We start from the raw sequence: 19930 nt of genomic DNA, 5'->3' as shown, positions 1-19930 counted from the left end.
ATCATTAACCCCAAGATAATATTAGCTTAAGAAAAAGGTAAACTCAATTCCATATAATGCAAACGATGCGCTATCAATACCCTAATAGAGCCTCTTTACATTTGAGCTTTCTAAATAAAAAATTACCATTAAACCAATTCACATGAAAAAATTTAACTTAATGTTGGTGTGTGTAATGCTACTTGGTAGTAATTGGCTCTGGGCACAAAGCAGAACAATCACAGGTACTATTACAAACAAATCTCAAGAGACTTTACCTGGGGTAAACTTGCTCATTGAAGGAACAATGCAGGGTACCGTTACCGATATAAACGGTAGTTTTAAATTGCAATTGCCTGATGATATTGAAAATCCACAACTTTTAGTGTCTTATATCGGTCATCAATCACTTAAAGTCAGTGTTTCCAATCGGACAGTGATAGACTTAGTTATGGAAGATATAGCCGAGCACTTATCCGAAATTGTTATTACGGCATTTGGTATCGGTAAAGATAAGGCTACTTTGGGTTACTCGACCCAAACCTTAAAAGGTGATGACATTATCAAGGCTCGGGAACCCAATCCGATCAATGGTATGACCGGTAAAATTGCTGGTCTGACCGTAGGGCCTTCTGCCGAAATGCTGGCATCTCCTCAAATACTGTTAAGAGGTAATTCCGATGTTTTGTTTGTTGTAGATGGTGTGCCAATCAATACCGATACCTGGAATATAAGCCCGGACGATATCGAATCTTACACTGTATTAAAGGGACCTAATGCTGCGGCGCTTTATGGATTTCGTGGGCAGAATGGTGCTATATTAATAACCACCAAAAGAGGAAGTGGCAAAGAAAGAGGTTTTTCCTTAAATTTAAATTCAAGTACTCAAATCCAGAATGGCTGGATTTCCAGGCCACGAGGTCAATCAGAATATGGGTTAGGGAATACATTTAGATATGCATATGGAAATGATCCATTTGACCGAGATGGTAGTTTTAGAAGGGCATCGATTTGGGGGCCCCGTTTCGAGGGTCAGTTGATTCCTCAATACGATAGCCCGGTAGATCCTGAGACGGGTATACGACAAGGAACACCATGGTTGGCCAAAGGTCCAAATAACTTTGAAAACTTTACTCAAACTGGTGTTCTTACTTCCAACAATGTTTCGTTGGGTTTTAATGATGACAAGGCTGATTTCAGGTTGTCTTATACAAACTCACATCAGCGAGGTATATTTCCAAATACCAGCTTAAACATCAATAACCTCAACATGTCAGCAGGTTATAATTTTACCAAAAGATTAAAGTTGGAGGGAAACATCAATGTAAGCTTACAGAATTCACCTAACGTTCCCGAGGTACACTATGGGCCGAGCAGTTATGCATACGACTTAGGTGTATATGGTGGTGCGCATTACGACATCTTAGACTTGAAAGATTACTGGGCTGCTCCGGGCATTGAAGGTATTCAGCAAAGAAATCGTGAATACGGTAGAACCAACAATCCATATTTCATGGCCTATGAATGGTTAAGAGGTCATAGCAAAACCGACACCTATGGCTTTTTGGCACTCTCATATCAAGCTACAGATCACTGGAAAATTCAATTAAGAACTAATGCTACAAACTGGGATGCCTTGAGAACTCAAAAATTACCATACTCAGCCGAACACTACTCTGTACCTGATAGAGCAGGAAACTACATGGAAGATAGAAGAAGCTTGCTTGAGCATAAGACAGACCTATTGATGACCTATGATAGAAGCTTTGGAAATTTCAACCTACACGTATTGGGTGGTGCCAATGCCAGACAATTCCATTACAATTCCAGTGTAATTTCTACCAATAATTTGATAGTACCTGGAGTTTATGCTTTTTCGAATTCTGAAAACCCATTGGTAGGACAATCTTTTAGATCTGATATGATGGTTTTGGCAGCCTATACCAGTATCGACTTAGGATATAAAAACTTTGTCACCTTAAACCTGACAGGACATTGGGATAAGCTATCTACATTGCCTCCGGGCGATCAAGCTTACTTCTATCCTTCAACATCCCTCAGTACGGTGGTTTCGGATTATATGACCATGCCTTCATTTATCTCCTTTTTAAAAGTAAGGGGGTCATTTGCGCAGGTTCAGGGTGGTCTTGTGCAACCGACTATCGGCAGTGCTTTTACAGCTATGGGTGGCACACCAGCATGGCACCAAAATGTTTGGTTTACCACCTATGATGGACCAACCTACCAAAATGAAAATACCTATTCTACTTCGTTGCCATATGGCAATCAGCCTGGGGCTTCATTCACTTCAACCTTGGCCAACAGTTCTCTACAGCCTTTTACAGTTACAGCCTACGAAACGGGGATTGATATGTTTTTCTTAAATGACAGACTAGGGTTAGATGTAACTTATTTCTCAACCATCAATGGTCCTCAGATATTTACGAGAGGTATGGCACCGTCTACCGGTTATGCTCGAACCAATGTGAATGACGTAATAACAACTAAAAATGGAATGGAAATCGCCTTAACGGGTGTGCCCATCGTGAACAACAATTTCAAATGGGAGGTATTGGCGAACTATGCTTCATTTGTAGAAACCTATACTGAAATCAATGACCCTTCAGGATCTATTATCTCTAATGGCGGTGTACAACGTGTTGGCGATCGCGTGGACAGGTTGTTTACCACAGATGTATTAAGAACCCCCCAAGGGGAAATAATTCATGATGCCGGTGGATTGCCCTTAAGAGGTCCTTCTGGCATCCGCGGAAACTACTTTGTTGGAAATGGTAATAGTGATTTTGTTTGGGCCATCAACAACCGTTTTACCTACAAAAGCTGGAACTTTAGTTTTCAGGTAGATGGCAGAGTAGGAGGGGTAATCTACAATGACCTATGGCGCAGTGCTGTAAGAGGTGGAGCGGACATCTCTACAGCAGGCGATACCCCATTCGGAAGAGCGCGTTTACTTGAATGGGAAAGTTTCAGAGACAATGGTGCCACTACGCCTCATTACAATGGTGGTGGGGTGGTACTTGTATCGGGTGTTCCCATTTATGACGCCGAAGGTGCCATTACCAATTTTGATGAATTGGTATTTCGCGAGAATGATGTGCCAGCCACAGTGCAAAATTACACCATTGCGCTTTCAGGCTTCACCGGTGCTTGGATTCATAGTAAATCATTTGCCAAGCTAAGAGAAATCGTAATCGGGTATCAATTGCCTGCACGTCTTACCAACAAAATAGGCGTAAGCAATGCCACCATATCATTGGTGGGTAGGAATTTACTGTACTGGGCGGCTCGTACAGATATTGATATGGATCAGTACCCTGGTCCAAGCCTATTACCATACAGTGATGAAGGTCAGCCAAGATTGCAATCGCCATCGCTTAGAAATTACGGCGTCAACCTAAATATTTCTTTCTAATACTCATCAAACAAAATTCAAAAATCTTATAAGCGATGAAGAAGCTCATTAAAATAAATATAATAGTGCTGGTACTGTGTATGTTTGCCAGTGGCTGCCAAGAACAGTTTGACGAATATCCTTACAATCCCAATGTTGCCGGAGAAAACGATCCCGTGCCTCCTGCTTTTATCTTGAGGCAGGTAACCTACAACATAGCCCGAGGTGCTGATGTTACAGAAGAACCTCTCGAATATTTGAGCCGGTTGAGTCAATTTACCAACGGGCTTACTTTTCCCCTTTATGGAGGTAGCAATCAGTATAATTGGTCACAAACAGGTACCTCATATCCATGGCTGAGGGATATTACCAAGCTTGAAAAAAATGCTAAAGAGGCCTTAGGTGAAGTAAAAAACCCCTACTTGGCTATTTCAAAATTCCTTCGGGCCTATACATTTATTTGGTTGACCCAGAGGGTAGGAGATATACCAATGACCGAGGCAGGAATGGGATTGGAAAATTTGACTCCTAAGTTTGATACACAACAGGAAGTATATGCTCAAAGTTTGCAGCTCTTGGAAGAAGCCAATAATGATTTGGCAGAAATCGTGGCAGATGCAACCGTACCTGACATAGATGGTGATATTTACTACAACAATGACTTACGTAAATGGAGGAAAGCAGTAAATTCATACACTTTAAGGGTTTTGATCAGTTTAAGCCATCGCGCAGATGATACACCATCCTTGGGTATTAAGCAAAAATTTAATGACATTTTATCAAATCCTTCTAAATACCCAATTTTCGAAGGAATTGATGACAATATGAATTTTGTTTTCTTGCCTATATTTAATAGATACCCAACTGCCTTCAAACAGTTGTATCCTCGTGAGACTGCCGTGAGTAAAACTATCTTGGACCTAACTACCAAGTATGAAGACCCTAGAACGTTTATTGCTGCTACACCGGCACCTGCTGAAATAGCCAGCGGCAAAGCTCTTTCTGATTTTACAGCCTATCGCGGTGCCGACAATGCCCGTCCGCAAGGTATCCTTTTTGAGGAATCGCAAGCTGGCGCCTACTCATACATAAACAAAATCCGCTACCTTCAAGGTCCAGATATAATACCAGAGCCCTATATTATGGTAGGTTACTCAGAAATGTGTTTCAACATTGCTGAAGCTATGAACAGAGGCTGGGTAGGTGGCAGTGCCGCTGAGTGGTACATGAAGGGTATTCAGAGCTCACTTGATTTTTACCAATTGTCTGATGGAAACATTTTCCAGATTGGTGACGTAAATGGCGCACCTTTAGGTGAGGTAACGATTGATGTCAGCACCTTTTTATCCAATGTAGAATATGTAGGAAACGATGCCAATGGATTGCGCCAAATACTTGAGCAAAAATATGTGGCTTTTTGGCAAAACTCAGGTTGGGAAGCCTTTTATCAATTTAGAAGAACAGGTATTCCTGCTTTTTCACAAGGTGTGGGCACAAATGCTCAAAATAAAATACCTGAACGTTGGCAATATCCAGTACAAGAAGTAGAAAACAATCGCGAAAATGCTACTGAAGCCATACAGCGTCAGTTTGGTGGAAACGATGATGTGTTTCAAAAGTTGTGGATGCTGAAATAATTCTTAGGGCAGGTACTCAAATTTGTAATTACAACAAGGTGTGGTTTCGTAATTGAAATCACACCTTTCTTGCTTTTAGTATTTTAAATCTAAAAAACGGAATGAAAATTCGAAATCCCATTTTTTATTGAAAAGTCCCTTGTTTTTCTAGCAAACACGTATTTTTTGTTTAGGCAAATTCCAATCCTAAAATAATCTCTGACTAATTAAAAACTAATATTTGGGGAATAATATTGATTTAATTTTATGTTTTGGAGTTTATGATGTTTCAAGCTATTTTAAGGTATAATCAATTTCGCAGATTGTCGGGACTTGCAAAAATAATAAGTAGGACCTCCATTCTATTTCTATTGTTGATGTTGTTTATACAATGTAAGAAGCAGGAAGATAATGGGCTTTCTTTATTGTCCAGAAGCAAGAAATTGGGGCCGGAATCCTTACAAGCTACAGCAATTCAGGTTAAACCGTCCTATTTTTATAAAGAGGCTTCATTCGTTGCTGAATTAATTCCCGGTAAAGCCATTGAAATAAAAGCGCCAATTTCAGGTGTGGTACTTTCTTTAGAAGTTAATGATGGTGAATTTGTTAAAGAAGACCAAAAAATTCTAAGATTGGATGATCGGCAATTATTAAGCAAACAAAATGCCTTGGAATTAGAGCAGGCATCCGTAAAAAGATATTACGATCGAAAAAATAAGTTATATAAAATAGAAGCAATTTCTTTAGAAGAGCTGGAAGCTATAGAGGATAGATTAATTTTATTACAGGCTGAAATTGATGCGGCAAGTTTACTAATTGATCTAGCAAATATTAAAGCATCATTTTCAAGGCAAATTGGGATGATCGATATTCATGAAGGTGCTTTCCTAAATCAAGGAGATTATATTACCAGCTTGGTTAAACAGGATTTAATTCTTGTCAATGCCGATTTGCCTTTCCAATACCAAGAATTTGTACAAATTGGTAGTATGGTTAAAGTTTTTGTTAAAAATGATACCCTAAGCGCAAAGGTTACAGCAATTAGCCCTTCAATCGATCATCGCTCCCGTACCTTCCAATTACGCTGCCAAATTGACCAAGCACATAGCAAAGAATTCAAGGCAGGAGCCTATGCCAGATTGCTGATAAAAACTTATGTTAATGAAGAAGCTTTGTTAGTTCCTACCCGTGCTGTCGTTTACGACATTGATAAAAAAACCATATTTGTGATGAAAAACGGAAAGGTTAAGCGCAACGAAGTTCAAACAGGTATTTCCAAAAATGACCAAATAGAAATTAAAAGTGGGATTTTCCCTGGGGATACGATTATTACCTCGGGTCTATTGCAAATCAAAGAAAATATTCCGATAAGTCTTATTTTTAAAAGTCAATGAATACTGGTTTATCTGATTTAAGTATCAATCGGCCAGTACTCGCCACTGTCCTTGCTATTCTAATTGTTATTTTGGGGATAGCTGGCTATCTTCAATTACCTGTAAGGGAATTTCCCAGTGTAGAGAGGCCTGTCATTACGGTCCAAACCAACTACCCAGGGGCAAATGCAAATATCATGGAATCCCAGATTACGGAGCCTTTGGAGGAAGCCATCAACAGCGTAGAAGACATCAAAACCCTCACCTCTGTAAGTAGTGATGGTCGCAGTAATATTACCATTGAATTTAGCTCTAAAGTTGACTTAAGCGATGCTGCTAATAATGTTAGGGACAAGGTGTTTGCTGCTATAAGATATTTGCCGCCTGAGGCAGAGCCGCCTGTAGTTATCAAGGCTGACCCTGATGCTACTAATATTCTTACCATTATTATGCAAAGCGATAAACGTTCACTTGCAGAGTTGTCAGTGATTGGTGAAAGAACCCTTAAGGAACAATTACAAACTATTCCGGGTGTAAGTAATGTGGAAATTTCCGGGGAAAAGCGATATGCTATGCGAATCGTTTTATCCCCTCAAAAAATGTTTGCTTTCGAAATAACAACTCAGGACATTCAGCAGGCCCTAGCCAGTCAAAACATAGAATTACCTTCAGGTAGGATTGAAGGAAGCCAAAATGAATACACCCTCAGAACGTTAGGGCAACTCAGAACCCCGGAAGAATTCCAAGATGTTATATTACGGAAATCTAATACCGGATTCGTCCGTCTGTCAGATGTAGCTGAAGTTCGTCTTGGCGTTGAAAATGAACGAACCATATTAAGAGGAAATGGCGTGATTCCTATGATCGGTATTGGACTAAAAGCACAACCAGGTGCCAATCATATTGACATTGTGGATGAAGCATTTAGAAGGGTAGGAATCTACCAAAAAGACTTACCGGAAGATATCCAATTAAGCGTTTCAATAGACACGACCGTTCCTATCCGCAAGGCGTTAAACGAAGTAAAAGAAACTATTTTGATTGCCTTTTGCCTAGTAGTGATTGTTATTTTTCTTTTCCTTGGTAACTTGAGAACAACACTGATTCCAGTTGTAATTATTCCTGTATCGCTCGTTGGAAGTTTTTCTATACTCTACCTTTCCGGCTCTTCCATTAATATTCTATCTCTTTTGGGATTGGTCCTAGCAACCGGATTGGTCGTAGATGACGCAATTGTGGTCATGGAAAATATTTATTCCAGGATTGAAAAGGGAGTAAAACCAATGGAAGCTGCAAAGATAGGTCCTGCAGAGGTCTATTTTGCAGTTATATCTACATCGGCGACCCTAATATGTGTTTTTCTTCCAATTTTCTTTATTAGCGGAATAACGGGTGAATTATTTAGGGAGTTTGCTATAGTGGTAGTGAGTACAATAATTATATCTACTTTTATTACCCTTTCTCTGACCCCGATGATGTGCAGTAAAATACTTAAAGTGGGTTCTCGAAAGTTTGCATTTTTATCTTTTTTTGAAAATGGGGTTAATTTCCTAAGTGATAAATATACCCACAGTCTAGCTTGGTTTTTAAAGAGATCTTGGCTTTCAGTACCATTAATGATTTTTTCAATAGTAATCATTTTCATTTTAGGAGCTAAAATTCCGGGTGAATTGGCCCCTTTAGAAGATAAAAGCAAGCTAAGGTACAACTTTATTGCACCGGAGGGAACTAGCTTTGAGGCTATGGATAATTACCATATGCAGATATTGAATTTACTGGACACTCTACCTGAAAAAGTGTATTTATTCGGTATGACAGCCCGTACATTTGGCAGTTCATCATCAGTTAACAATTCCTATGCAAGTACTACTTTGGTTGAGCCTCATAAACGAAATCGTAGTCAGCAACAAATTGCTGATGACATGCAAGCTATCATAAATACCCTTAGTTTCGCCAAAGGTAATGTTACCCAAGACCCCACGATCAGTACGGGTCAAAGAGGTACCGCTCTTCCAGTACAGTTTATAATTCAGGCTCCTGACATTGAACGATTAAGAAGTATTTTACCTGAATTTATGAGTAAAGTAGATCAACATCCCGCTGTGGCTACCTCAACTGTAGATCTGAAATTTTCCAAACCTGAATTGCAAATTGATATTGATCGGGAAAAGTCCCTTGCCATGGGCGTCAGTATTGAAGATATAGCAGCCACTATTCAAACCTATTTTGGAGAACAGAGGCTTGGATATTTCATTAAGGACGGTAAGCAATATTTTATTTTATCTGAGGTGGATAAAAAGTTCCGTGAATCTCCTGAAGACATCTATTACTTGTCGGTTAGAAATGATGCAGGTCAAATGATCACGCTCGATAATTTAGTCAGTTTGGAAACCATAAGCAGGCCGCCTTCTCTTTTACGCTATAATCGGTACACAGCGGCAACTGTAGGTATTGGTTTAGCTCCTGGCATTAAATTAAGCGAGGGTATTGATGCTGTGTACAGTGTGGCAAGAGAAGTTCTAGACGATCGATTTAGTACGGCATTAGCCGGTAGCGCCGCCGATTTTCAGGAGAGTAATCAAGGTACTTATTCAATTTTTATTTTTGCTATAATACTAGTCTACCTTACATTAGCTGCACAATTTGAAAGTTTTAAAGATCCTTTGATCATTATGTTTACCATTCCTTTAGCTTTAGCAGGGGCCGTTCTTTCTTTGTATCTTTTTGGACATACCCTAAATATATTTAGTCAGATTGGAATGATCGTTTTAATTGGAATAGTTACTAAAAATGCCATTTTGATAATCGAATTTGCAAACCAATATAAAGATAGAGGTTACCTTCGGAAAAATGCAGTATTCGAAGCTGCATCCAGAAGGTTTAGGCCTATTTTAATGACAACATTATCAACGGCCTTAGGAGCATTACCAATAGCTTTGGCCTTGGGTGGTGCATCGACTAGCCGTATTCCAATGGGAATAGCCATAATTGGTGGCCTATTATATGCTTTAGTGCTTACACTTTATCTTATTCCAGCAATTTATATTCAAATGAGTTCCAAAAGAGAAAAAGAACATTACCAAGCTTTTTCAATTAAATAAAAACTTCAATTTTCAAAGAAGGGCCATTCTATGTTATCCCCTTTGCAGGAAAAGGGCTACGAAATAGGTTTGTTGTTGATTATTAACCATATTTCTCCAGGAATTTAGGCATATTGAGCAGGTCTTTGAAATTTTCTACCAGCTTATCTCGGCTCCAATCCCACCATCCAATTTCCAGAAGTTTCTCAATGGTATCGTCAGGAAACCTTTTTTTGATCACCTTGGCAGCTACGCCCACTGCCACCTCATACGGCGCAACATCTTTGGTGACTACAGCACCAGATCCTATAATAGCTCCGTGGCCGATGCTTACACCGGGCATTATGACAGCACCATGGCCTATCCACACATCATGGCCTATAATACATTGATGGTCTCTGCGCCATTGAAAAAACTCCTCATCCTCAGAAGTATCAAAACCATACTGGATTCTGCGATAGGTGCAATGATGCTGGGTAACGCGCCACTGTGGGTGATTGCCAGGATTGATACGTACACTGTTGGCAATAGAACAGAATTTACCAACCTGTGAATAAATGATAGAAACATTGCCTGCAGTGTAGCTGTAATCGTCAAAAGAAGACTCCGCGAGGGTAGTATTGGGACCCAGTGCAGTCCATGCACCTATTTTGCTATTACGAATGCGACAACTTGCATGTATCTGCGGCATTTCTCCCAACATTTTGTGCACATTGTTTACGGATACTTCAGGAAATATGTCTATAGCGTGCAACATGGTTTTAAAATTTGTAAATTGGTAAATCCGGCAACATATTAAAAGCAGATAAATCATCATATTGTCTCAATGCTGCTTGGGTCATAAAAAATTCAGGTTCTTGGCCTAGCCAGGATTGGTTTATATCTTGGCAAACATTTACCAAGTCATTTTTCTGTTGAGCCGTTAGCAGTTCTCGGCCAAAATAAGCTAATGTAATGTGACCGATAAATGGCCGGGTTCTGACAATGCCAAGATTTTGTATGGTAGAATTCTCATAGAAATTCTCTCTGAAACGGGTAACTCGCTTATAATCCAATTCATTTTCGAAAATACCCAATACACCTAAGGCACTTGAAAATATACTCAAACCAATCATTTTCATTGTTATCGGTCTGGGCTGATTTTCTTGTGGCATATTTCCCAGCGATTGGGATACTAGAAAGGGGTATTCTTTTTCCAAACCTTTCGAAACTATGTGTTGCTCGAATCTTTTGTCAGAAAGCGCACTGGCCGTGGTTTGATGAAAACTCTCTTGTGGAAGCAGATACATTTTATCTCCCAAACCAAGTGCTGAACTCAACCGCTTTTGCGCTTCCATGAGCACATTTTCCAAGGATTTATTGTCAACAGTATCAGTAACCATGGACAAAACCGCATAGCCGGGGTAGGGGATAGCCTGCCAGGAATTTCCATTATGGTAAAATTTTGAGCCGGCTTTCATTTTGGCGGCACTGTTTTCCAGTCCTTCCTTGCTTATTTCGCGCAGTTGGCGTTCCTGATACGTTGCAAAATCAAGTTCAGCAATTGCCTGTTTTTCTTCTATCATATTGTATTACCTTAGTTATTACTGGTAATTCCTACCAACGTTTCACCCAATATTTTACCATCTTTAAGTTCTATCAATCGGTCACACATTTTATTGAGTGTGTACGAATCATGTGAAATGCACAAAACCGAGGTGTTGTTTTTTTTCAGTGAAAGAATCATGTCAATGACGATATCCTTGGTTTTTGGATCTAGAGAAGCCGTTGGTTCATCTATGAGCAAGAGCCTCGGTTTGGCAATGATGGCCTGGGCTACATTAACCCGCTGCTGCTCACCACCACTGAATGTGGAAGGATAGGCATCCCAGAGTTCTTTCGGCAAACCCAAAGCTTCCAAACAGGCTGCAGATCTTTTACGAGCTTCGGCTTGTGGCACACCACGGCTAATCAGATTGTTGGCCACAACATCTACAGCAGTAATCCTGGGAATAACGCTTAAAAACTGTGAACAAAAAGTGATTTCTTTTTTGCGTAATGCGATAACATGGTGGTCGCCTGCACTGACCATTTCTATGCTTCCAAAAAGGCTCGATTTGAACCAGATTTCACCACTCGATGCTAGGTAAGTGCGATAGATACTTTTCATCAAAGTCGATTTACCCGATCCGGATTTCCCTACTAAACCTATGATTTCTCCTTCTTTTAAAGAAAAGGAAACCTGCTCTAAGGCTTTGATTTTCTTATTATTGAGTATGTGCAAATTAAACTCTTTGCTGTAGTTTTTTACGTCTAAAATAGTGTCCATCTCTGAGTTGTTAAAATGATTTTGTTGATTCGCAATTATAAAAATTACAGCATAGAGCTCACCAGAAGTTGCGTATATGCATGCTGTGGATCTTGTAAAATCTGATCCGTAAGGCCTTGTTCTACAATGCGGCCATTTTTCATTACTAAAGTACGATCTGTCAACATCCGTATCACACTGAGGTCATGCGAAACTACCACCATGGCCGTACCTAGCTCTTGTTGTAGGTTGCGGATCATGTCGAGCACTTTAGCCTGAACTGATACATCGAGACCGGTGGTGACTTCATCCAAAAAAATGAGCGGCGGATTGTTGGCAATGGCTTTGGCTATTTGTACCCTTTGTTGCATCCCACCACTAAAGGCTCCGGGATTTTCATCCATTCTTTGTGAAGGCACTTCCGTTTGCTCCAATAGCCCCGAAGCCCGCTCTCTGATGTTGCCAACGTGAAAATTACCGGCCATGAGCAACTTTTCTGCAATATTACCTCCCGAAGAAAAATTGAAATTCAATCCATCCTTAGGATTTTGATATACCATACCCATCATGTGATTGCGCAGGTATCTTTTTTTCTGGTTAGATATATTCAAAAAATTGGCTTCGCCTTCTTGAAAGGATTTTAGGTAGGCCGCGCCATCTGTTTTTTCCAAATCAAAGTATAGCAATTTTACTACCGTGCTTTTTCCTGATCCGCTCTCACCAACTATTCCGAGGACTTCACCCGGAAAGAGATCAAAGCTGATATCGGCACAGGCCACAATGGCGCCTGTTTCAGGACAGATATTTGAATTGAATATGGGGCCAGTTAGATTGAGGGTGTTTTCGTTAAATTCACCATAAATTTTGGTAAGTCCTTTGACACTGAGCAACGGGCCATTTTTTGTGATTTCTGCATCTGTGTGGGTATTGGTGGCGTTTTGTATGTCCATTATTTTAATTCGGTTTCGAGGTTTTCCAATATCTCTTTCAGGTATTTGTTGTCCCATTGTGTGGGCCTTACTTTTTGATCCACCAGTTTGTCGAGAAAATCGCTGTCGTTTACAACATAATGAGTGCTGCCATCATCATTGTAGAGTTCGTCCATAAAAGTGGCCTGTGCTTGCGACATGGCACAGCTTATTCCTTTAAATGACTCCACCTTAAATTTGATGTCTTCAAATTCCAAAGGCTCAACCGTGGTGTGTGGAGGCACGGCATAGAGTCTTTTTTCTCTACCGGCACCAAATAAAAAGAGGCATTCGCTCTGGTTGAGGTTGGGGATGTCCCATCTTGGTATAGGTGATGGTGCCATGATGTAGCGGCCGTTTACCTTTACAGGATATCCAGCACCGCGCATGATGTCGCCAAAGCGAACATAGGATTCATATAAAGAAACCCACATTTTTGCATAATCAGCCTCTGCGTGCATTTCACGGGTTTTTTTCTCATAGCGCTCTACACTTCGCAATGGCTCAGGCTGGGGTACCTGAAAAACCAATATTTGATTTTCTTTTAAAACTTCCTCGGTGATCCGGTGTCGGCTTTGAATGATGGTGGCTTCCGCAGTTTCATAGGTGGTATCGCAATCGGTCGTGCTTTTTATAAAATCCCGAAGATTACATGCATTTACGCTTGCATCACTTCCCTGATCTATCACCTTTAGCACATCACTTTTGCCAATGATCGACAAGGTAACATGCAAGCCGCCTGTGCCCCAGCCACGGGCTATGGGCATTTCAGGAGAAGAGTAGGGCACCTGATACCCGGGTATACAGATTGCTTTTAGCAACTTGCGTCGAATTTCCTTTTTGGTGCTTTCATCGATAAAAGCATAATTGAAATTGGATTTGAATTTTTTGAAGGTCTTCATGATCACATAATTAATTGATAGTAGTCAATTCCTTTTTTTCTGCAACACCGGACTTCTTTGTATCAACTTTGCTTTTTTCTCTTTCGATGGCCTGGCGCAAGTTTGACATACCTGACTGAAAGGTAACATAGTGTGGCAATTTCAAGTGATTGGTAAATCCCATAGATTCTATGCCTTCGGTATGGTATAGTACAAATTCCTGATCAGAAGATGGTGAGCCATTGTTTTCCATGCGCATAGCACGGTCAAGTATGCCCATGCAAATACCCTTGGTTTCATTCTGCCCAAAGCATAGTCCATAACCAATGGCATAGTAGGGGGGCGACTTTTTATTACCGGATTGCGCTTTAGAGATCATTTCCGCTTCTGTCACCTGAATTCTGCCGATATATCGCTTCTTACCTGAAGCGTCGTTAACTTCTATTTTTACCTTACCGACCCTAAGTTCGCCCACGGTTGGGTGCACGGCTCCATGACCACGCATGCTGCTGTAGCCAAGAGCCATCAAGCCTCCTGTTTCGGCTCTGGCCAGCATTTGCAATCTTGCTGAACGGGGGGTTGGAAATTTTATAGCGGTCCGGGTTACGTCCAGCACTGTTTGGTCTTCATTATTACCCACTGGTTTCAATAAGCCTTGTTCGCGCAGCATATCCACCACCTTGTCAAAAGTATTGATTTCTTTAAGCTTGGCAGGATCGATTCTATCTTCAAAATCTGCTGCAAATTTTTCAAAATCAGTAATTTTTTCATCTACCATGCGGTTGTCAATGAGTCGCTGGGTATAGTCTCTGGTAGGCCCCAGTATTTGCCCGCCAGGTATGTCTCTGAAAGAAGAAGAAATTCTTCTCTGCACAAACATTTTTTTGGTATCTATAATATTCGAATAGTATTTTCTTGATAGCGTAGCTCTAAATGCACGCATGATAAAAGCCGCTTCCAGTACATCGCCTTCCACTTGCTTTAGGGCAATGGCACCATATTCCGGTGCATAAAAAGAGCCTTCACCCATAATTTTGTCAATAGCCAATCTAAACTGTGCCTTCAACTGTTCTATTTGTATCGGTGGTGCCAGGCTTTTAATCCTGTAGAATTCTACTAGATCATTTGCATTAGCTATGGCTTGTGTCCCACCTTTTACGGCTACGTATCCCATGTTAATTATATGTTTTGTAGGTCATTAATATTACATTCTATTTTACATGTGCGTGGAAGGCAGCAAACATTTCCAGATTTATCGACCAGAATACAATCAACGCCCAAAGGAAATTCTTCGTTTTTTACACGTATTTCTTCGAGAAGATCTTCATGAAGACCTCGAATATTTACCTCCTTGCTGCCTAAAACACCCGGACCAGATAAGCACAGATTGAGGCCTTCATCATGGTTGGTATTGTTAATTTCTAAAACTTCAATAATGGTAGTTGCATTGGTTTCAGGGTAATTATCTGTACCTATTTTGGCCGCTCTGATCATTTGAGGTTCGTCGGTGCCTTTTATAAAAATAAAATCAGCATCGGCAGGTGCAGCAAGTTCAGAGGAAGTATTGAACCTTAAGTACTCGGCGGCGCTGCCTTTATGATAAAAACTAACGTCAGCATTTAACAAAGCAAAACCTATAAGTGCAGCTCCCGGATGCATGTCTTCGGGTGGACTGATGGCATTATGCTCAAGTTTACATATTTTTCCCGGACGCGACATAGCCTCCATGAGTTGGCGAAAATGAAATTGCGCATCAAAAATTTCATCGTAAGCGGATTCTCTTACCATTTTTTTGTTATTATTATTTATAATTGATCCATTAGTTTGAAGTCAACCTTAGTAGATAAGATCTGGTTGAAGTCTCGTTTTTCTTGAAGCATTACCTGCTGATATTGCTCATCTAAAAATTGAGAGACGATGTCGGGTAGGCCATTATTGATTTTTAGCACGGCATCGAATACCGCAAGGCAATAGGCTCTGTCAGGTTCATCACCCAAACAAATTCCAAATCCGGTTTGGCCTTCAATTTCAACTTCGCATTCAGTAGTGAGAGCTTCGCCCAAATAAAACTCCTGAAGTTCTACACTATCTTCTGCCCGCACCATAGTAAGGCAAATGGCAGGTAGGCGGGTGATGTTGACTTGATATAATTTCTCTAATTGATTTTCGGTAAATGTGGTGAGAACATTTAAATCACATTCACATAATGTGAAGTCTATTTTGTCTTGATCCATACATTTATATGTTATGCTGTACAGTTCAAAAGTAGTAGGGCAATGTTTAACTTAAGTTAGGACCAAAATAGAATTCAATTAATATTGTTTTAGTGTTTTAATGCAATTAATAAGAAGAACGGTTAGCGCGAAAGGCCCAAAACACAATAAATTGACCAATTAAATTTTGGTTAATCAATCCTTCATTCGGTAGCCAACGCCCCTGACGGTTTCAAGGTAATTTTTGAGAGAGCCTATTTTTTTTCTTAAACCAACAATCTGTACATCTACAGATCTTTCTGTGGCTATGTAGTCCAAACCATTAAGTTTTTCTATGATCTGGTTGCGACTATATACCCGGCCCGAACGACTTATTAGCAATTGCAACAGTTTGAATTCCGAATAGGTTAAATCAACATTTTTATCATCTACATGTACCTGATGCTTATCAACATCTATTTTTATCTCTTTATATTTCAAAAGATTGTCGCTTTGTTCAGGCTTTTCTTGTGTGGTTTTCACCGATAATTCCATCGGGGGTTTTTGGCGTTTAAGTATCTTTTTTAGCCTTACGATCAGCTCCTTCATTTTGACCGGTTTCACTATGTAATCCTCTGCGCCCATTTCAAGCGCTGACACGATGTCGGCTTCATGATCTCTGGCTGTAAGCATGACAAAAGGTATGCAACAAAGCTCTCGGTTCATTTTGAGTTGACGGCACATTTCAAGCCCGTCAATATCGTCCATCATCCAGTCACAGACAATCACATCAGGTCTTTCACTGGATATATAAACCAAAGCTTCCAGTCCAGAGGTAAATGTTTTAACCAGTGCGCGTTCTTTCTCCAGATTGTATTGGAGCAACTCGAGAATATCCGGTTCATCATCTATTAAAACGATCTTTGAAAATTTCATGGTTAATTATTTTATTGTGAGGTTGATAGATACATCATGCATACAAGTTTCAATGTGAATCAGCATAATCAATTCATTTAATGATATGCATATTGTCCCATGATAATTTGTTGCAAGGTAGACTTCTCGGTTTATTTGAATGTTTTGAAAATGTTAGAATTGTATTATGCGAGATTATCTTTTTGTTACCCCAATATTTGCTTAAAGTTTGGTGCATGGAGATATTTGTTGAAAGGATAATCTACAAGCCCTTTACCAGTTGCTAATCTACTTGCGTAGTTTTTTGTAAATGAATGAGAATGTTATGACATTATTTTAGAATATGAGTGAAAGTAGGGAAGAGAGCTAATCATTATAAATAGGATTGCAACGCATATGTGTTCCATGTGACTCCATTTAATCCAAATAGGTTTTCAGAAACTCGACAGGATCTAACCTAAAAAAAGCTTAGTTGAAAATTTTTTCGACTTTCAGGTAAAGCGAAGGAAAAGAGTGGCATTCAAGGCTGGGTGGAGTTTGCTACTGGCATTGACCTTAACCCTTTAGAAATCATGTTGCTTTTTACGTCAATGCCATCGCAATGACAGTGAAAATACTTTGAGTTTTCACCACAATTCAGCATATCAGATCGTCTATCAATTACTTCAAAACTTCCTTGCCCATGACTATACCTCTCAGGACATCCGAAATTCTCTCAAATAAGCTAATAAGTATGATAGTAAAAAATATTAATGCCAGGGCTTCTCTATACTGGAGCATTTGCATTGCCATGTGTATTTCATAGCCAATGCCTCCCCCTCCAAATATCCCCAAACCGATGGCAGCCCGGAGGTTGATGTCAAAGGCATAAAATAAATTACCAATAAAGGAAGGAAGTACCTGAGGAATAATGCTGAATCGAATAACCTGCATTTTGTTGGCGCCGACACTATAAATAGCCTCTACCTGGTCGTTGTCGATTTGTTCAATGGCATCGGCAAACAATTTGCCAAACATGCCTACTGAACCCAAGGCCAATGAAAGCATACCTGCAAAGGGTCCTAAACCTACGGTAATCAAAAAAATCAAGATAATAACCAAACTGGGAATGACGCGCTCTGTGGCCAGCAACGATTTTGTTAATAGACGTATAGCGTGGTTTGGACTGGTATTTTTGGCAGCGAAAAAAGCAAGGATCATGGCTAGGGATCCGCCGATTAAGGTTCCTAGAAATGCCATGGAGATGGTCTGCAAAATCGAGGAGAAAATTTGATCTTTCGTAAAGAGAATTGAAAATCTGGGAGGAAACATTTCGCCCAACAATGCTACGATATAGTGAAAATCAGTGAATAGCAGTAAAAAATCAAATTCCAGATAGACACTTAACCCTGCTATAACCAAAGCAATAGCCACCAAAATAGTAACCTTATTTTTAAATTTGTGCGAAGGAATGGGATAAAGTGTGGCGGCAGTTTTCATGCTTTTGTTTTTAAATTTGAGTGCTGGGATTGTAGCGCTTCTTAAACGGGAAGTCATATCCAACTGAGATATTCATAGGTTTATTTACTTAAGTCTGGTTTCAGGCACTATTTTCTTTCGAAGAAATTCTGAAAAGCGCTCGGCCATAAATACCAGAGCGAGTGTCACTAATATTGCTGTAGTGGCTCTCTCGTATTGAAGTATAGAGAATGAATAAAACAATTCGTAACCAATACCACCTGCTCCCACAGCACCCAGTAATACTGAGAGCCTAATATTTACTTCGAATCTAAATATCGTATTGGAAATAATGGATGGCAGAATTTCAGGAATAACCCCAAAAGCGATGACTTGAAATTTATTGGCACCTACCGAATCGATAGATTCCAATATTCGTGGATTTACTTCTTCGATGGCATCAGCAAAAAGCCGACCCAACATGCCAATACATCCAATGGATAGCGCAATGACACCTGCAAATGGACCTAGTCCCAGCGCCGCCACAAGGAGTAGCAAAATGATGATCTCGGGAAGAGCGCGCTCGGAGGTAAGAACAAAGCGACTGATATGACGCAACCAGCCAGGTGAAATATTGGCGGCACCTGCCAGACCGAATGCCAATGATAATATAGAACCAAATATGGTAGCTAAAAATGCATATAGAATGGTGTCGACTGCGGGTTTTAGCATTTGGGTCAGAGCGTTTACATCTGGTGGAAACATAAAACCAAGAAAACGCACACCAGTGGGAATGCCTGAAATCAAATCTCCCAAATTGACCTTACAGGATAGGGCAGTAAAATAAACCGCTACTGCCAGGAATATAAAAAGCAGGATCTTGTTTTTCCTCCTTTTTGCTTTCAGCTTCATGTAGTCCATCAGAACGTCAATATTTCTGGCCTGCCCTCAAACTGATCTGTCGGATTGTCGGACGTCATTTTAGCTTGTTCAATTTCTTCTAGTTCTGCACCATAAATTTCCGGCAACTGCTTAAACAACCTTTTATGTCCGTTTTTGTCTGTCTCGTTGTATACTACTTCACCTTCCTTAATGGCAATTATTCGGGTGCAATATTTTGCCGTTATTTGCGGTTGATGAAAAATTCCCAGTATGGGCATTTCTTCTGCCAATGATTTCAAAAGTTTCATGATTTTTTTGGCATTTTGCGGGTCAAGACTCGCTATAGGTTCATCGGCCAGCATTATAATGGGCTTCTGAAAAAGTGCTCTGGCAATTGCTACTCTTTGCATTTCGCCACCACTCAATGAACCCGTAATTCGATGGGCGAGATGTGCTATATTAACACGCTCCAATGTCTGAATGGCCTCTTTTGCTTCTTCATCAGTAAAGCCATAAAGGAGGCTCCGCATTACATTTATGCTCCCAAGCCGACCTATCATAACATTTTCCAACACATTCAGTCGTTTTACGAGATTGTGGCCTTGAAATATGTTGCCGATCTTTTGTCTAACGGTACGTAGCTTCTTGCCTTTGCAGTTGGTTATATTTATTTTTTTCCCTTTTCGATCAATAAGATTCACCTCACCTGAGGTAGGCGTGGTGAGCCCGCTTATACATCGCATGGTAAGCGTTTTTCCGGCACCACTTGCGCCTAAAATCCCCACAAATTCTCCCTTTTCGACCGTGAAACTAATTCCCTTCAGGATCTTTTTACCTTCGGGGGTCGACTTTTTAATGTTTTTTACTTCCAGCATTTATCTGATCATTTTGTGTTTTAACATTCAATC

The 19930-nt window shown here is 40.2% G+C and carries 16 protein-coding genes; 4 read left to right on the top strand and 12 right to left on the bottom strand.

What is annotated here, in order from left to right:
- Positions 1–142: 142 nt before the first annotated feature.
- The 4 genes from ACEW8O_RS00725 (at position 143) to ACEW8O_RS00710 (ending at position 9481) form a co-directional block, all read left to right on the top strand.
- The gene (locus ACEW8O_RS00725; RefSeq protein ID WP_373492701.1) at positions 143–3412 is read left to right on the top strand and encodes a SusC/RagA family TonB-linked outer membrane protein; all 3270 of its coding nucleotides are present in this window, start codon (positions 143–145) and stop codon (positions 3410–3412) included.
- A gap of 35 nt (positions 3413–3447) precedes the next feature.
- Positions 3448–5028: a SusD/RagB family nutrient-binding outer membrane lipoprotein gene (locus ACEW8O_RS00720; RefSeq protein WP_373492700.1), complete on the top strand. Its 1581-nt coding sequence runs from the start codon at positions 3448–3450 to the stop codon at positions 5026–5028.
- Positions 5029–5384: 356 nt separating this feature from the next.
- Complete coding sequence (locus ACEW8O_RS00715; RefSeq protein ID WP_373492699.1) at positions 5385–6401, top strand: efflux RND transporter periplasmic adaptor subunit; 1017 nt, start codon at positions 5385–5387, stop codon at positions 6399–6401.
- On the top strand, positions 6398–9481 hold the full coding sequence (locus ACEW8O_RS00710; RefSeq protein WP_373492698.1) for an efflux RND transporter permease subunit: 3084 nt from the start codon (positions 6398–6400) through the stop codon (positions 9479–9481). Before ACEW8O_RS00715 ends, ACEW8O_RS00710 begins: the two co-directional genes overlap by 4 nt.
- A gap of 82 nt (positions 9482–9563) precedes the next feature.
- Here the strand turns inward: ACEW8O_RS00710 and ACEW8O_RS00705 are convergent, their stop codons facing one another.
- From ACEW8O_RS00705 to ACEW8O_RS00650, 12 genes are all read right to left on the bottom strand, one after another.
- Positions 9564–10217, bottom strand: coding sequence for a DapH/DapD/GlmU-related protein (locus ACEW8O_RS00705; RefSeq protein ID WP_373492697.1), 654 nt, complete (start codon positions 10215–10217; stop codon positions 9564–9566).
- A gap of 4 nt (positions 10218–10221) precedes the next feature.
- Positions 10222–11025, bottom strand: coding sequence for a DUF1868 domain-containing protein (locus ACEW8O_RS00700; RefSeq protein WP_373492696.1), 804 nt, complete (start codon positions 11023–11025; stop codon positions 10222–10224).
- 11 nt (positions 11026–11036) lie between these two features.
- Positions 11037–11768, bottom strand: a complete 732-nt coding sequence (locus tag ACEW8O_RS00695; RefSeq protein WP_373492695.1) for a phosphonate C-P lyase system protein PhnL — start codon at positions 11766–11768, stop codon at positions 11037–11039.
- Positions 11769–11812: 44 nt separating this feature from the next.
- Positions 11813–12697 (bottom strand): ATP-binding cassette domain-containing protein, encoded by an 885-nt coding sequence (locus tag ACEW8O_RS00690; RefSeq protein ID WP_373492694.1) that lies wholly within the window; start codon positions 12695–12697, stop codon positions 11813–11815.
- Positions 12697–13617, bottom strand: a complete 921-nt coding sequence (locus ACEW8O_RS00685) for an alpha-D-ribose 1-methylphosphonate 5-phosphate C-P-lyase PhnJ (RefSeq protein ID WP_373492693.1) — start codon at positions 13615–13617, stop codon at positions 12697–12699. Before ACEW8O_RS00685 ends, ACEW8O_RS00690 begins: the two co-directional genes overlap by 1 nt.
- Positions 13618–13627: 10 nt before the next feature.
- Entirely contained in the window at positions 13628–14770 is a 1143-nt protein-coding gene (locus tag ACEW8O_RS00680) for a carbon-phosphorus lyase complex subunit PhnI (protein WP_373492692.1), read from the bottom strand.
- 5 nt (positions 14771–14775) lie between these two features.
- Positions 14776–15384: a phosphonate C-P lyase system protein PhnH gene (phnH, locus tag ACEW8O_RS00675; protein ID WP_373492691.1), complete on the bottom strand. Its 609-nt coding sequence runs from the start codon at positions 15382–15384 to the stop codon at positions 14776–14778.
- Between the two features lie 17 nt (positions 15385–15401).
- Entirely contained in the window at positions 15402–15830 is a 429-nt protein-coding gene (gene phnG, locus ACEW8O_RS00670; RefSeq protein WP_373492690.1) for a phosphonate C-P lyase system protein PhnG, read from the bottom strand.
- A 174-nt stretch (positions 15831–16004) separates the two neighbouring features.
- The gene (locus ACEW8O_RS00665; RefSeq protein WP_373492689.1) at positions 16005–16724 is read right to left on the bottom strand and encodes a response regulator transcription factor; all 720 of its coding nucleotides are present in this window, start codon (positions 16722–16724) and stop codon (positions 16005–16007) included.
- A gap of 639 nt (positions 16725–17363) precedes the next feature.
- A complete protein-coding gene (phnE, locus tag ACEW8O_RS00660) occupies positions 17364–18182 on the bottom strand; it encodes a phosphonate ABC transporter, permease protein PhnE (RefSeq protein ID WP_373492688.1) in 819 nt (272 codons plus the stop codon).
- An 84-nt stretch (positions 18183–18266) separates the two neighbouring features.
- Entirely contained in the window at positions 18267–19061 is a 795-nt protein-coding gene (phnE, locus tag ACEW8O_RS00655) for a phosphonate ABC transporter, permease protein PhnE (RefSeq protein WP_373492687.1), read from the bottom strand.
- Positions 19061–19897 carry a phosphonate ABC transporter ATP-binding protein gene (locus tag ACEW8O_RS00650; RefSeq protein ID WP_373492686.1) on the bottom strand — a complete coding sequence of 279 codons (837 nt, stop codon included), beginning with the start codon at positions 19895–19897 and terminating at the stop codon, positions 19061–19063. The genes phnE (ACEW8O_RS00655) and ACEW8O_RS00650 overlap by 1 nt, the downstream gene beginning before the upstream one ends.
- Positions 19898–19930 lie beyond the last annotated feature (33 nt).

The sequence above is a fragment of the Aquiflexum sp. genome (assembly GCF_041749095.1).
In the GTDB taxonomy this organism is placed as follows: Bacteria; Bacteroidota; Bacteroidia; order Cytophagales; family Cyclobacteriaceae; genus Aquiflexum.
The sequence above is the reverse complement of the archived record's forward strand: the minus strand, read 5'-3'. Positions and strand labels throughout refer to the sequence as shown.

Coding starts and splice junctions, on each gene's coding strand:
- ACEW8O_RS00650 (WP_373492686.1), bottom strand. CDS start 19,897: ATGCTGGAAGTAAAAAACATTAAAAAGTCGACCCCCGAAGGTAAAAAG.
- ACEW8O_RS00695 (WP_373492695.1), bottom strand. CDS start 11,768: ATGGACACTATTTTAGACGTAAAAAACTACAGCAAAGAGTTTAATTTG.
- phnE (WP_373492687.1), bottom strand. CDS start 19,061: ATGGACTACATGAAGCTGAAAGCAAAAAGGAGGAAAAACAAGATCCTG.
- ACEW8O_RS00690 (WP_373492694.1), bottom strand. CDS start 12,697: ATGGACATACAAAACGCCACCAATACCCACACAGATGCAGAAATCACA.
- phnG (WP_373492690.1), bottom strand. CDS start 15,830: ATGGATCAAGACAAAATAGACTTCACATTATGTGAATGTGATTTAAAT.
- ACEW8O_RS00725 (WP_373492701.1), top strand. CDS start 143: ATGAAAAAATTTAACTTAATGTTGGTGTGTGTAATGCTACTTGGTAGT.
- ACEW8O_RS00715 (WP_373492699.1), top strand. CDS start 5,385: ATGTTGTTTATACAATGTAAGAAGCAGGAAGATAATGGGCTTTCTTTA.
- ACEW8O_RS00680 (WP_373492692.1), bottom strand. CDS start 14,770: ATGGGATACGTAGCCGTAAAAGGTGGGACACAAGCCATAGCTAATGCA.
- ACEW8O_RS00710 (WP_373492698.1), top strand. CDS start 6,398: ATGAATACTGGTTTATCTGATTTAAGTATCAATCGGCCAGTACTCGCC.
- phnH (WP_373492691.1), bottom strand. CDS start 15,384: ATGGTAAGAGAATCCGCTTACGATGAAATTTTTGATGCGCAATTTCAT.
- ACEW8O_RS00705 (WP_373492697.1), bottom strand. CDS start 10,217: ATGTTGCACGCTATAGACATATTTCCTGAAGTATCCGTAAACAATGTG.
- phnE (WP_373492688.1), bottom strand. CDS start 18,182: ATGAAAACTGCCGCCACACTTTATCCCATTCCTTCGCACAAATTTAAA.
- ACEW8O_RS00720 (WP_373492700.1), top strand. CDS start 3,448: ATGAAGAAGCTCATTAAAATAAATATAATAGTGCTGGTACTGTGTATG.
- ACEW8O_RS00700 (WP_373492696.1), bottom strand. CDS start 11,025: ATGATAGAAGAAAAACAGGCAATTGCTGAACTTGATTTTGCAACGTAT.
- ACEW8O_RS00665 (WP_373492689.1), bottom strand. CDS start 16,724: ATGAAATTTTCAAAGATCGTTTTAATAGATGATGAACCGGATATTCTC.
- ACEW8O_RS00685 (WP_373492693.1), bottom strand. CDS start 13,617: ATGAAGACCTTCAAAAAATTCAAATCCAATTTCAATTATGCTTTTATC.